This window comes from Paenibacillus sp. GbtcB18 (genome assembly GCF_019091125.1).
Lineage (GTDB): Bacteria > Bacillota > Bacilli > Paenibacillales > NBRC-103111 > Paenibacillus_F > Paenibacillus_F chitinolyticus.
Genome location: NZ_JAGXJX010000002.1, coordinates 125,503 through 138,881, shown reverse-complemented (window position 1 = coordinate 138,881; position 13,379 = coordinate 125,503). Strand labels below are relative to the sequence as shown.

Here is a 13,379-nt window from a genome sequence, read left to right as displayed (position 1 = left end):
CGGAAGCTTGGGGGAGGGAAGACATGAGTCAGACACCGGATAAAAGGCAGCGGTTCGAGCTTTTGATGAAGCAGGCGGACATATCGCACGAGATGTCGACGGTCCATTTTGCGGACGGGTATATCGACAAAGTAGAAATCAGCCGGAAAAACCGGGAGTGGACCTTCCACCTGGTAAAGCAGGAGTTAGTTCCACAGGACGTGTACCGGTCTTTCTGCCGGAACGTTCAAGAAAAATTCGCTCATATCGCCAAGACGCGATTTGTCATACACATGGAAAATGCCGAGCCGGGCAGGCTCGTGGAAGAATATTGGAGCCTTTTTCTGGAGTGGGTACAGCGCGAAGCCGTTACGGTAAACGGATGGCTGAGCAAAGCCAAAACCGAAGTGCAGGGGAATCAGCTGACTTTGATTTTGCTGGATCAAATCGGTTTTGAACTCGCGAAGAAAAAGAACATGGATAACTGGGTAAAGTCGTTCTTCCAGGATTATTTTAAAACCGAATTTACCGTGAAATATGCGCTCAACGAGAAAAGCACCGAGGAATTCGAACGGTTTGCCCAGCAGATCGTCGAAGAGGAGAAGCTTGTTACACAGGAGATTATGCAGTCCATCGAGCAGGAGCTGCAGGCTTCGGCCATTCCGGATGCGGATGTCCGGCTGATGGTCGGCTACGATATCAAAGATGCGCCTGTGCCGATCCAGGATATTGTGGAAGAGGAGAAGAAAGTCACCATTCAAGGGGCTGTCTTCAATCTGGAAGTGAAAGAGCTGCGGAACGGCAGCACCCTTTATTCGTTTAACGTCACCGACTACACCGATTCCATTATGCTGAAGTCGTTCGGGAAAACGAAGGAAGACGTGCGCATTCTCAATTTGCTCTCCAACGGCTGCTGGATCCGGGCGCGCGGACGCGTGGAATACGACCGTTTCATGATGGTGCCCGAGCTTGTCATGATCCCGTCGGATATCAACGAAGTGCTGCCGCCTAAGGGAAGAATGGATGATGCCGAAGAAAAACGCGTGGAATTCCACCTTCACACGACGATGAGTACGATGGACGGAATCACTCCGGTCGACCAGTACATCAAGACGGCTGCAAAATGGGGCCACAAAGCGATCGCCATCACGGATCACAGCGGGGTGCAAAGCTACCCGGATGCGAACAAGGCGGGCAAGAAAAACGGCATCAAGGTCATTTACGGCGTTGAAGCGAATGTGGTGAACGATTCCGTTCCGATCGTCTTAAACCCGATTGATGCGGATTTGAAGCAGGCCACTTACGTTGTTTTTGACATCGAGACCACGGGGTTGTCCGTTCTGAACAATAAAATTATCGAGATTGCCGGTGTGAAGGTACAGGATGGCAAAGAAATCGGCCGTTATTCTACATTTATCCAGCCGCATGAAAAAATTCCTTATCACATCCAGCAGCTTACCAATATCACCGACGAGATGGTAAAAGACGCACCGGAGCTCGCGGACGAGCTTCCCAAGTTCATCGATTTTATCGGCGATTCCGTGCTCGTCGCTCATAACGCGCGGTTCGATATCGGTTTTATCCAGGCCAACTTGAAAAGACTGGGCCACCCGCAGATGACGAATGCGGTTCTCGATACGCTGGAAATGGCCAGACTGCTGTTCCCTTCCATGAAAAACCATAGGCTAAACACCTTGTCAGATAAATTTAAAGTAAATCTGGAAAACCATCACAGGGCGATTGACGATACGATTGCCTTGGGACATGTTCTCCAGCATTTAATTAACGAAGCCTACGACCGGAATATCACGAATCTTGGACGTATGAACGATTTTGTGGGAAAAGATTTGTCGAACCAGCGTCCGTTCCACTGCTGCATTTATGCGACGAATGCGGTCGGAAAGAAAAATCTGTTCAAACTGATTTCCATTTCCCATACGGAATACTTCAATAAAGTGGCGACGATTCCGAAAAGTAAGCTCATTGAGCTTAGGGAAGGGCTGCTTATCGCATCGGGCTGCGAGAAAGGCGAGTTTTTCGAGACGGTTCTTAACAAATCGCAGGAAGAAGCCGAACAGGTTGCCGAGTTTTACGATGTGCTGGAGATCCAGCCCGTCAGTTACAACATGCATCTGGTGGATAAAGGGCTGGTCGGCAGCCGCGCGGATTTGGAAGACGCGGTGAAGCGGATTGTCGCCATCGGCGCAAAACAGGGGAAACCCGTTATTGCGACGGGGAACGTCCATTACCTGGAGCCCCGGGACAAAGTCGCGCGGGATATTACGATCAATGGCATCACCGGCTTTAGTCCCCTCAAAGACATGAAGAAGCCGGACGCTCATTTCCGCACGACGCGCGAGATGCTGGAAGAATTCCGTTTCCTCGGTCAGGAGAAAGCCCATGAAGTCGTGGTGCGTAACACAAACGATCTGGCCGACCGTTTTGAAGAAATCGAGCTGTTTCCGACTAAGCTGTTCACACCGATCATTGAAGGAGCCGACGAAGAAATCCGTAACAAATGCTATGACACGGCCCGTCAAATTTACGGGGATGAAATTCCTGAAATTGTCGTGCAGCGGCTTGAAAAAGAACTGGTGCCGATCATCAAATACGGGTTCTCGGCCAACTATCTCATTTCGGAACGGCTCGTTAAAAAATCCAACGAGGACGGCTATCTCGTCGGTTCCCGGGGATCGGTCGGCTCCTCCGTAGTCGCCACATTCCTGGGCATTTCGGAGGTGAACCCTCTCCCGCCGCATTATATTTGCCGCTCGTGCAAATTCAGCGAATGGTTTACGGACGGCAGCATTCCGAGCGGATTCGACCTGCCGGATAAGACCTGCCCGAACTGCGGCGACAAGCTCAAAGGCGAGGGCCAGGACATTCCGTTCGAAACGTTCCTCGGATTTAAAGGGGACAAAGTTCCCGATATCGACTTGAACTTTTCCGGGGAGTACCAACCGGTCGCTCATAACTACACCAAGGTTCTTTTCGGCGAAAAAAGCGTGTTCCGCGCAGGCACCATCGGTACCATTGCGGAAAAAACAGCCTTCGGTTATGTGAAAAAGTATGAGGAAGGCCAGGGCAAAAAGTGGCGGAACGCCGAAATTGTAAGACTGGCTTCAGGATGTACCGGCGTTAAGCGAAGCACCGGACAGCATCCCGGCGGTATTGTCGTCGTGCCGGATTATATGGAAGTGGACGATATCACTCCCGTTCAATTCCCGGCCGACGATAAGAATTCCGAGTGGAAAACGACGCATTTCGACTATCACGCGTTTGACGCTAACCTGCTCAAGCTCGATATCCTGGGGCACGACGATCCGACCATGATGCGTATGCTTCAGGATTTGACCGGCGTTGATCCGACGACGATTCCGATGAACGATCCTAAAGTGATGAGCATTTTTCATTCGACGGATGCGCTTGGAGTTCCGCCTGAAAAAATCCGGACGCCCGTAGCCACCTATGGCGTTCCCGAGATGGGAACGAAGTTTGTCCGTCAGATGCTTCAGGAAACTCATCCGAGCAGCTTTGCCGATCTGCTGCAAATTTCGGGGCTTTCCCACGGAACCGGTGTATGGCTGGGGAACGCGCAGGAACTGATCAAGAAAGGCATTTGCAACATTAAGACCGTAATCGGCTGCCGGGACGATATTATGCTCTATCTCATTTATAAAGCCGGCATGGATGCGGGCTTGGCCTTCAAAATCACGGAGAGCGTACGTAAAGGAAAAGGCCTCACCGATGAGTGGAAGGAAGACATGAAGAAGCACAATGTGCCTGCCTGGTACATTGAATCCTGCGAGCGGATCGAATATATGTTCCCGAAAGCCCACGCCGCCGCTTACGTTATTTCCGCGGTGCGTACGGCTTACTTCAAGGTTTACCACCCGATCGCGTACTATGCGACCTACTTTACGGTCCGTGCGGAGGACTTTGATCTGGAACTGCTCTGCCAGGGCTACGATGCGATCATGAAAAAGCTGATTGAAATCGAGGAAAAAGGGTTCCAGGCTCTTCCGAAGGAAAAAGCGATGATTTCCATTCTCGAAATGGCGCTGGAAATGACCGCGCGCGGATTCAGTTTCAAGCCCATCGACTTATACCGCTCGGACGCCACGAAGTTTATTATTGACGGCGATTCGCTTATTCCGCCGTTCTCGGCCGTACCGGGAATCGGGGAAAATGCGGCCCGTAACATTGCCGCTTCCAAGGAAAGCGGGGACTTTCTTTCGATCGAAGATTTCCAAAACCGTTCGAAGGCGTCGAAGACGGTCGTCGAACTGTTGAACGGCATGGGCTGTTTCCGGGGACTGCCGGAATCCAATCAACTGTCCTTGTTTTAGCGGGCATGAAGCGCAGGGCTGACAAGGTGAGTAACTTTTTCTTACTATTGTCAACCTTTAGACGGTTATGGTATAATTTTTCTTGGCAATAATGAGGATATCGACTGTGAACCGGAGAGTGGGGAAACCCACTCTTTACATTTTGCTAAGACTTTTTGGCAGGTTCACCGGGAAGGTCATACAGGAGGGTAGAGAGAAAACTTATGAATTCACCAATTAAATCCGTCGTGGAAGATATGCTGCTGGATTATTTGAACGAGCAAGGCTTTGAGCTGGTCGACATCGAATATGTCAAGGAAGGAAGCAACTGGTTTCTCCGTGTATTCGTAGACAAAGAAGGCGGCATCGACATCGACGATTGCGGCCGCATCAGCGAATTCTTAAGCTCGAAGCTTGATGAGAACGATCCGATTCCGACGGCTTATTTCCTGGAAGTCTCTTCACCGGGTGCCGAGAGGCCGCTTAAGAAACCGGAAGACATTAAGAAGGCTGTTGGCAAACATGTATTTGTAACTACATACGAGCCAATTGACAATAGCAAGGAATTCGAAGGTGAGCTTCTGTCGTTTGACGGCGAGGAGCTTGTTGTGCAAACCCCGAAGAAACGCAGCGCCATTCCATACAGCAAAGTGGCCAGCGCGAGGCTTGCCATCGTATTCTGACGCGGTTATCCGCGTCTGCGAACCATTGAAAGGGGGAACTCGGTTCAAATGAACATGGATTTTATCGAAGCGTTGGCTGAAATCGAAAGAGAGAAAGGCATTTCCAAGGACTTGCTGATTGATGCGATTGAAGCCGCGATGATTTCCAGCTATAAACGCAACTTTAACACAGCGCAGAATGTGCGCGTGGATATTAATCGGCAAACCGGCACGATCCGCGTCTATGCACGCAAAACCGTCGTGGAGGATGTGCTGGACCCGAGGCTGGAAATCACGCTGCATGCCGCGCGGGAAATCAACCAGAATTATACGATGGATGATATTGTAGAGATTGAGGTTACACCGCGAGACTTCGGACGCATTGCGGCTCAGACCGCCAAGCAGGTTGTGACGCAGCGTATCCGCGAAGCCGAGCGTGGACTTATTTACAATGCTTTTATCGAGAAAGAAGAAGATATCGTTACGGGTATCGTACAGCGTCAGGATCAGCGTCACTATTATATCGATCTTGGCAAGGTGGAAGCGGTTCTGCCTCTCACCGAGGTTATGCCCAACGAGAAATTCAAGCAGGGCGAGCGTGTTAAAGCGTATATTACCAAAGTGGAAAACACGACAAAAGGTCCTCAAATCATTTTGTCCCGTACACATCCGGGGCTTCTCAAACGCCTTTTCGAGCTGGAAGTTCCAGAAATCTACGAAGGCGTCGTAGAAATCAAGTCCGTTGCCAGGGAAGCCGGCTTCCGTTCCAAGATCGCCGTGCATTCCCGCAATACCGAGGTGGACCCTGTCGGTTCCTGCGTAGGTCCCAAAGGTCTGCGTGTCCAGACGATCGTCGGCGAACTCCGCGGCGAGAAGATCGACATCGTACGCTGGATGGAGAGCGTGGAAGAGTACGTCGCAAATGCGCTCAGCCCTTCGAAGGTGCTTGAAGTCAACGTGTTCGAGAACGAGAAAATGGCCCGCGTCATCGTTCCGGATTATCAGCTTTCGCTGGCAATCGGGATCAAGGGTCAGAACGCGCGTTTGGCCGCCAAGCTTACCGGCTGGAAAATCGACATCAAGAGCGAGGCGCAGGCGGAGCAGGAATACGGCCGTCCGAGATCGCAGATCGAGGAAATGCATCAAGATTCCGTCAGCTTTGACTGACGCCGGCGGGGCGAGGTGAGGATGACGTGAAACAGCGGAAAATACCTCTGCGCAAATGTGTGGCCTGTCAGGAAATGATGCCGAAGAAAGAATTGATTCGGGTCGTTCGTACCCCCGAAGGGGAGATCCAAATCGATCTGAAAGGCAAAAAATCGGGCAGAGGCGCTTATTTGTGCGGCAAAGTGGCTTGCTTCAGGCTTGCCAAAAAATCCAAAGCGCTGGACCGTGCGCTGAAGCAACCGGTGGGCGCTCCCATTTATGATCAGCTTGAACAGGATTTTATCCAGGTGGAAGAAGAATTCCACGCGGGCAAAGATGGGATGGACGATGACGAATAAAAATTATTTTTCAAACTTAGGTCTCGCCATGAGGGCCGGCAAGCTTGTCACCGGAGAAGAGAGCGTGCTGAAGGCTATCCGATCGGGTGAAGCAAAGCTGGTCATTCTGGCGGAAGATGCGGCTGACAATACAAGCAAGAAGTTTCAGGACAAATGCCGTTCATACGACGTACCTTTGCTGGTCCTGGGCAACCGTGAGGAACTTGGTTCCAGCATAGGGAAGGAAGCTCGAGTCACGATTGCCGTCGTTGACGACGGCTTCGCCAGGATGCTGAAAAAGTATCGGGTATAACCTCCGGAGGTGAATGGGTTTGACAAATAAACAAGATCCTAAGGATAAACTTCGGGTTTATGAATATGCCAAATCTTTGAATATGAGCAGCAAGGAAATTATAACGATCCTGAAACGTTTGAATATACCCGTCAACAACCACATGAGCGTTATGGAAAACAATGCGGTCAGCAGCGTAGAAAATTTTTTCCGTGACATTAAAGCGAATGCGGCTGCCAAACGGGCAGGGTCAGATGGAGGTAACGTGAGTCCAAATTCAAATCAACCCAAACCAGACAAACAGTCCAACCCTAAAGCAGAGGTAAGCGCTAAGCAGCCTGTGCAGCAAGCGGGGTCCGAGCAAGCGAAGAAAGAGGAGCGTCCGGCTGCGGAAGCACGTCCGCAAGGCTCCCAAGACAATCGTGCACCGCGTCCGAGCGGAGACGGAAGAACGGGCGCGCCGCGCGGCGATCGTCCGCAAGGCCAAGGCTCACCGCGCAGCGGCGGTCAAGGCGGCGGACAGCGTCCGCAAGGCGGCCAGGGCGGATACAACCGCGGGCCGCAAAGCGGCGGTCAAGGCCGTCCGCAGGGCGGTCAGCGTCCGCAAGGCCAAGGCGGCGCTCCACGGAGCGGCGGTCAAGGCGGCGGACCACGTCCGCAAGGCGGCCAGGGCGGCGGCTTCAACCGCGGACCTCAAGGCGGCAGCGGCGGCCAGCGTCCGGGCGGCGGTCAAGGCGGCCAGAACCGCGGCGGATCGGCCGGTGCCGGTGCCGGTGCAAGACCGGGCCAAGCTCCGCGCAGAACGGACGGACGTCCGGCTGGAGGCACGGATGCAGGCCGCGGCGGTCAGCGTACGGGCGACAACAGACAGGCGAGCCGCGACGACCGCAGCAAATCGAACCGTTTCGACGACGGACGCGGCGGACGCGGCGGCGCAGGCAACCGTGGCGGCAACAACCGCGGCGGGCGCAATAACGGACGCGGACGCGGCCAAGAGCCGATGGTTAAGAAAGAAAAGATCGACAACACACCGAAGAAGATTATTGTGCGTGGTGCAATGACGGTCGGTGAACTTGCGAAACTTCTCCACAAAGACGTTTCCGAAGTTATTAAGAAGCTTCTGTTCCTCGGCGTGATGGCTACCATCAACCAGGAACTCGATCTCGATACGATTCAACTCGTAGCAGGGGAGTACAATGTCGAAGTGGATCTGAAAATCCGCGTCGAAGACGACCGTTTCGAGCTGGAGGAAGAAGTGGACGATCCGGCGGATCTGAAAGAACGTCCTCCTGTCGTTACCATTATGGGTCACGTTGACCATGGTAAAACAACCCTTCTTGACGCAATCCGCCATACTAGCGTGACGGAAGGCGAAGCGGGCGGTATTACCCAGCATATCGGGGCCTACCAGGTTGAAGCGAACGGCAAGAAAATTACGTTCCTTGATACCCCTGGCCACGAAGCCTTTACGACTATGCGTGCACGCGGCGCTCAGGTGACCGACATCACGATTATCGTCGTAGCGGCGGATGACGGCGTCATGCCGCAAACCGTCGAGGCGATTGCCCATGCGAAAGCGGCAGGCGTGCCGATTATCGTGGCGGTCAACAAAATCGATAAGCCGGAAGCCAATGTGGAAAAAATCAAACAAGCTCTTACCGAGTATGAACTCGTACCGGAAGAATGGGGCGGCGACACGATCTTCTGCGAAGTTTCGGCGAAACAGCGGATGGGCCTGGAAAACCTGCTTGAAATGATTCTTCTCGTGGCTGAGGTCCAGGAATATAAAGCAAATCCGGATAAGCGCGCCAGAGGTACGGTAATCGAAGCGGAGCTGGATAAAGGACGCGGTCCTGTAGCCCGTATTCTCGTACAGCACGGTACGCTCAAAGTCGGCGACAGTTTTGTTGCAGGCGTATGTTTCGGCCGTGTCCGCGCAATGGTAAATGATAAAGGCAAACGTCTTAAAGAAGCGGGCCCTTCGACTCCGGTTGAAATCACCGGTCTCACGGAGGTTCCGCAAGCGGGAGATCCGCTGCTTGCCTTCGAAGACGAGCGCAAAGCGCGCGATATTGCCGATAAGCGCGCGATCACGCTCCGCCAGTCCGAGCTTACGGCGAATTCCCGCGTTACGCTGGATGATCTGTATAAGCACATCAAAGACGGTGAAATTAAAGATCTGAACGTCATTATCAAAGCGGACGTTCAAGGTTCTCTCGAAGCGCTGCGCGGTTCCCTAGAGAAAATCGAAGTGGAAGGCGTACGCGTGAAGATGATTCACACGGGCGTAGGTGCGATCACCGAGTCCGACATTATTCTGGCATCGGCTTCCAATGCCATTATTATCGGCTTCAACGTTCGTCCGGAGCCTGCCGCTCAAGTAACGGCGGATCAGGAGAAAGTAGACATTCGTCTGCACCGGATCATCTACAATGTGATTGAAGAAATTGAACAAGCCATGAAGGGTATGCTCGATCCGATTTTCAAAGAAAACATTATCGGGCATGCGGAAGTCCGCAACACCTTCAAAATTACGGGCGTGGGCACCATTGCGGGTTGCATGGTTACCTCCGGTAAAATCGCGCGTAATGCGGAAGTTCGTCTGCTTCGCAGCAACATCGTAGTCTACGAAGGCAAAGTGGACGCGCTGAAACGCTTCAAAGACGACGCCAAAGAAGTGGCGCAAGGCTACGAGTGCGGGATTTCCCTGGAAAAATACAATGATATTAAAGAAGGGGACATCATCGAAGCCTTCGTCATGGAAACAGTAGAGAGGTGATCAGCTATGGCTAGAGTTCGTGTGGGCAGAGTGGGGGAGCAGGTCAAGAAAGAGATCAGCCAAATTTTGCAGAGCGAAATTAAAGACCCCCGCATCGGATTTCTTACGGTAACCGGGGTTGACGTAACGAATGATCTGTCTCAGGCCAAAGTTTATCTCAGTGTGCTTGGTACGGACGAGCAAAAGGAAGGAACTTTGAAAGCCTTAAGCAGTGCGAGCGGATATATCCGTTCCGAGCTGGGCAAAAGAATCCGATTGCGCAAAGTACCCGAGCTTATCTTTAAATTCGACACATCGATTGATTACGGAAGCCGGATCGAAAGTCTGCTTCATGATCTTAACGATGGGAAATCCGCTGAATGACGGCGGGCCAGTTTATAGGCGGCGACGCCTCCGGCAGCTATTTGGAGCAGTTGGAGGCGGCAAAGCAATTCATGCACGATCATAATGATTTCCTGGTGGTATCCCATGTCCAGCCGGACGGGGATGCCATTTCCTCTACTTTAGCCATTGCTTGGCTGCTTGACCGGATGGGAAAGCGCTATACGCTTGCTAACGAGGGGGACATACCGGAGAAATTCAGCAGACTCTGGGGATTTGAGGGTATTCGGACTTTGTCCCAACTGCCCGATCACCAGTCCTATGACACGGTTATAAGTGTGGATTGCGCCGATTTTTCAAGAATCGGACGGGTCAGCGAGAAATTTACCAAAGGTGCCAAGCTGCTCAATATCGATCATCATGCGACTAACGACCGCTTTGGGGAATGTTCCGTCATACAGGCTTCCGCCGCGGCAACCGTTGAAATTATTTATGATTTATCCAAGCATCTTCAAATGGAAGCGGACATCGATTTCGGGACCTGTATTTATACGGGACTGCTGACCGATACGGGAGGATTCCGGTATTCCAGCACGACACCCAAAGTGATGAAGACAGCGGCAGACCTTTTGGAATGGGGAGTAAAAGGATCGGAACTCGCCGAAGCTTTTCTGGAGAGGATGACCTTCCAGCAGATTCGTATTCTTCAGCAGGGGCTTGCCACGCTTGATTTTCATAACAATGGGCGGATAGCGACAATTGCGGTATCCACCGAAGTGATTGAAGCGACGGGAGCCACCAACGAAGATATGGACGGGCTGGTCAACTACGCCCGCAATGTCGAGGGAGTCGAAGTCGGGCTCTTGTTTAAACAAAGAAATGAATCGGCGGTTAAAGTGAGTCTGCGCTCCGCAGGTGCGGTAGATGTGGCTCAGATCGCACAGTCGTTCGGAGGCGGGGGTCATGTCCGCGCCGCCGGCTGTACGATTAACGGTTCCATTGAGGAAGCCCTCCGACGCGTTGTAGAGGAAGTAGGGAATAAACTGTCATGACGATAGAAGGAATACTTCCAATCCTCAAGCCAAAGGGAATGACTTCCCACGATGTCGTAGCGAAAGCGCGCCGTTTTCTTGGGATTAAGCGGATCGGTCATACCGGTACGCTTGATCCTGAGGTAACCGGCGTGCTGCCGCTTTGTATCGGCCGCGCAACCCGCATGGTCGAATACATCCAGGAGCTGCCGAAACAGTATGAGGCAGCCATGGTTTTTGGATTGGCCACCGACACGGAAGACCTGAGCGGGAACGTTCTGGAAGAAATTCCGCACGTTCAGCTTGCGGAGGACAAAGTCCGTTCCGTTATCCAGTCGTTCGTCGGAGAGATCAGCCAGGTTCCCCCGATGTATTCCGCCGTAAAAGTTGACGGAAAGCGGCTCTATGAACTGGCGAGAGCGGGCGTGGAAGTCGAGCGTAAAGCCCGGAACGTAACCATTTACGAGATCGAGCTGCTCGAATTGGACCTGAACCGGGATCACCCGGAAGTCCGTTTCCGCGTACTCTGCTCGAAGGGCACCTATATCCGTACCTTGTGTGTGGATATAGGAAGAGCTCTGGGCGTTCCTGCGGCGATGAAAGAGCTGGTCCGTTCTTCCACCGGACGAATCGGACTGGAGCAATGCGTGGCACTGGAAGACCTCCCTCGTTTGCGCGAGGAGGGCCTTCTGGATACAAAGATCATTCAGGCGGACCAGGCTGTCGATTATTTGCCTTCTCTTGTGCTGAATGAGCAGCTGTCCGTTTTTGCCCTGCAGGGACGCAAAGTCAGGCTCCATGAGACGCCGGCTCTGCAAGGCAGTCACGTTGGCGAAACGGGAGTAGAGCAGACGGGAATTATCCGTGTTTATGATCCTCATAAACGGTTTATCGGTCTTTTTTCCTGGAATGAGACCGAAGGACATCTTGCTCCCGTCAAAGTTTTTAATTAGGATGTAAGTAAGCCGGCCCTCGGCCGGAATCTTCTAACCCTGTCGGTATAAAGCGGTTCAAGGAATAGTAGGTGAACTCGTACCCATGCAAACCATTCATTTGTCTTATCCCATCGAAAATGCGGAACTTCTTCCGCTGGCCGGTAAAAAGGTCATCGCCATCGGCGATTTCGACGGTGTGCATCTCGGCCACCGTGAAGTGATCCAACGGGCTGTCGAGAATGCCCGCGAGCTGGGAATCCCGGCCGCGATTATGACGTTCGACCCGCATCCGCGGGAGCTGCTCGGCCAGGAGAAGTATGCGCGGCTTCTGACGCCGACCTCCTATAAGATGGAGCTCTTCGAGAAGCTGGGCGTCGACTGCACGTACGTGCTCAAGTTTGATACGGCGCTTATGCAGGCTTCTCCGCAGCAGTTTGTCGATCGTGTCTTGGAGGCGCTTGGCGTTGAAACCGTCGTAGTCGGCTTCGACTTTACGTTCGGCTACAAAGGCCGGGGCACTCCGGATACGCTTTGCGAGCTGGGGCACGGCCGTTTTGCGGTGGAGGTGATCCGCCCGTACCGGATGAACGGCGCCAAGGTTAGCTCTACGGCGATCCGCGAGGCTCTGCTCACAGGACATCCGCCGGGAGCTTCCGAACTGCTCGGCAGAGGCTACGGAATTCGCGGTGTCGTCATATCGGGCGATAAGCGCGGGCGTCAGCTCGGATTCCCTACGGCGAATCTGCAGATGTCCGAGAACTTTCTCGTGCCCGCTTCCGGCGTTTACGCCGTCCGTGCGTTTGTGGGAGGAAGCTGGTACCGGGCTGTGATGAACATCGGAACGAAGCCGACCTTCCACAGCGGTGAAGTCATGTCGCTCGAAGTGCATTTGCTTGACTTCGACCAGGACATTTACGGCAGCACCGTGTTTGTCGAATTTGTCGATTATTTGCGCCCCGAGCGCAAGTTTAACGGCATCGATGAGCTGATTACCCAGCTCAAGAGAGATGTAGCAACGGCTGAAGCGAAGTTTGCGCAGATTCTGTAGGCGTTGGCATTTACTTCTGTCCATCATGTATGCTATACTGATTTACGTTGCTTCGGCATTGCCGTAAGCTTCAATTACGAACCTTGGCGCGGAGCCGCGCTTCACCGACGCACTCTGGGCCATAGGCGATTATATGAATAGGAGGTGATTGGGATGGCATTAACTCAAGAGCGTAAACAGGAACTGATTCAAACGCACAAAACGCATGAAAGCGATACGGGATCTCCCGAAGTGCAAATTGCTATCCTGACGGAAAACATCGTAAACCTTACGAGCCATTTCCGTACACACAAGAAAGACCATCATTCCCGTCGCGGACTTCTTAAAATGGTTGGTCAACGCCGTAAGCTGTTGGCATACCTTAAGAACAAAGACGTTAAACGCTACAGTGCTTTGATTGAAAAGCTCGGTCTGCGTAGATAAAATCCGCATTCAGAAAGCAACCCTGCTGTTCTCTGTGGTGGGCTCCGAGCCGAGCTTCCGCAGCGGCTTCGGGTTGCTTTTTGTGTATTTTAAATCG

Annotated in this window: 11 protein-coding genes; all 11 read left to right on the top strand. The window is 52.7% G+C overall.

Features of this window, described 5'->3' with window-relative positions; all coding sequences use genetic code 11:
- Positions 1–23 precede the first annotated feature (23 nt).
- The 11 genes from KVT34_RS05830 (at position 24) to rpsO (ending at position 13,282) form a co-directional block, all read left to right on the top strand.
- The gene (locus KVT34_RS05830; RefSeq protein ID WP_217557499.1) at positions 24–4,328 is read left to right on the top strand and encodes a PolC-type DNA polymerase III; all 4,305 of its coding nucleotides are present in this window, start codon (positions 24–26) and stop codon (positions 4,326–4,328) included.
- 203 nt (positions 4,329–4,531) lie between these two features.
- Positions 4,532–4,990 (top strand): ribosome maturation factor RimP, encoded by a 459-nt coding sequence (rimP, locus tag KVT34_RS05825; RefSeq protein WP_042233055.1) that lies wholly within the window; start codon positions 4,532–4,534, stop codon positions 4,988–4,990.
- A gap of 48 nt (positions 4,991–5,038) precedes the next feature.
- The gene (gene nusA / locus KVT34_RS05820) at positions 5,039–6,136 is read left to right on the top strand and encodes a transcription termination factor NusA (protein WP_009672008.1); all 1,098 of its coding nucleotides are present in this window, start codon (positions 5,039–5,041) and stop codon (positions 6,134–6,136) included.
- A gap of 26 nt (positions 6,137–6,162) precedes the next feature.
- Positions 6,163–6,474 carry an RNase P modulator RnpM gene (gene rnpM / locus KVT34_RS05815; RefSeq protein WP_042233058.1) on the top strand — a complete coding sequence of 104 codons (312 nt, stop codon included), beginning with the start codon at positions 6,163–6,165 and terminating at the stop codon, positions 6,472–6,474.
- The gene (locus tag KVT34_RS05810; RefSeq protein WP_042233061.1) at positions 6,464–6,766 is read left to right on the top strand and encodes a YlxQ family RNA-binding protein; all 303 of its coding nucleotides are present in this window, start codon (positions 6,464–6,466) and stop codon (positions 6,764–6,766) included. The genes rnpM and KVT34_RS05810 overlap by 11 nt, the downstream gene beginning before the upstream one ends.
- Before the next feature lie 82 nt (positions 6,767–6,848).
- On the top strand, positions 6,849–9,524 hold the full coding sequence (gene infB / locus KVT34_RS05805) for a translation initiation factor IF-2 (protein ID WP_483311432.1): 2,676 nt from the start codon (positions 6,849–6,851) through the stop codon (positions 9,522–9,524).
- Positions 9,525–9,530: 6 nt separating this feature from the next.
- A complete protein-coding gene (rbfA, locus tag KVT34_RS05800; RefSeq protein WP_009672009.1) occupies positions 9,531–9,887 on the top strand; it encodes a 30S ribosome-binding factor RbfA in 357 nt (118 codons plus the stop codon).
- Complete coding sequence (locus KVT34_RS05795) at positions 9,884–10,897, top strand: DHH family phosphoesterase (protein WP_217557487.1); 1,014 nt, start codon at positions 9,884–9,886, stop codon at positions 10,895–10,897. The genes rbfA and KVT34_RS05795 overlap by 4 nt, the downstream gene beginning before the upstream one ends.
- On the top strand, positions 10,894–11,829 hold the full coding sequence (gene truB / locus KVT34_RS05790; RefSeq protein ID WP_217557485.1) for a tRNA pseudouridine(55) synthase TruB: 936 nt from the start codon (positions 10,894–10,896) through the stop codon (positions 11,827–11,829). Before KVT34_RS05795 ends, truB begins: the two co-directional genes overlap by 4 nt.
- An 85-nt stretch (positions 11,830–11,914) precedes the next feature.
- Positions 11,915–12,859, top strand: a complete 945-nt coding sequence (locus KVT34_RS05785; RefSeq protein ID WP_217557483.1) for a bifunctional riboflavin kinase/FAD synthetase — start codon at positions 11,915–11,917, stop codon at positions 12,857–12,859.
- A gap of 153 nt (positions 12,860–13,012) precedes the next feature.
- A complete protein-coding gene (rpsO, locus tag KVT34_RS05780) occupies positions 13,013–13,282 on the top strand; it encodes a 30S ribosomal protein S15 (protein ID WP_009674959.1) in 270 nt (89 codons plus the stop codon).
- The last annotated feature ends 97 nt before the right edge of the window (positions 13,283–13,379 follow it).

Excerpts from the sequence above, each read along its gene's own strand:
- KVT34_RS05830 (WP_217557499.1), top strand. The coding sequence starts at position 24 with ATGAGTCAGACACCGGATAAAAGGCAGCGGTTCGAGCTTTTGATGAAG.
- rimP (WP_042233055.1), top strand. The coding sequence starts at position 4,532 with ATGAATTCACCAATTAAATCCGTCGTGGAAGATATGCTGCTGGATTAT.
- nusA (WP_009672008.1), top strand. The coding sequence starts at position 5,039 with ATGAACATGGATTTTATCGAAGCGTTGGCTGAAATCGAAAGAGAGAAA.
- KVT34_RS05810 (WP_042233061.1), top strand. The coding sequence starts at position 6,464 with ATGACGAATAAAAATTATTTTTCAAACTTAGGTCTCGCCATGAGGGCC.
- infB (WP_483311432.1), top strand. The coding sequence starts at position 6,849 with ATGAGCAGCAAGGAAATTATAACGATCCTGAAACGTTTGAATATACCC.
- rbfA (WP_009672009.1), top strand. The coding sequence starts at position 9,531 with ATGGCTAGAGTTCGTGTGGGCAGAGTGGGGGAGCAGGTCAAGAAAGAG.
- KVT34_RS05795 (WP_217557487.1), top strand. The coding sequence starts at position 9,884 with ATGACGGCGGGCCAGTTTATAGGCGGCGACGCCTCCGGCAGCTATTTG.
- truB (WP_217557485.1), top strand. The coding sequence starts at position 10,894 with ATGACGATAGAAGGAATACTTCCAATCCTCAAGCCAAAGGGAATGACT.
- KVT34_RS05785 (WP_217557483.1), top strand. The coding sequence starts at position 11,915 with ATGCAAACCATTCATTTGTCTTATCCCATCGAAAATGCGGAACTTCTT.
- rpsO (WP_009674959.1), top strand. The coding sequence starts at position 13,013 with ATGGCATTAACTCAAGAGCGTAAACAGGAACTGATTCAAACGCACAAA.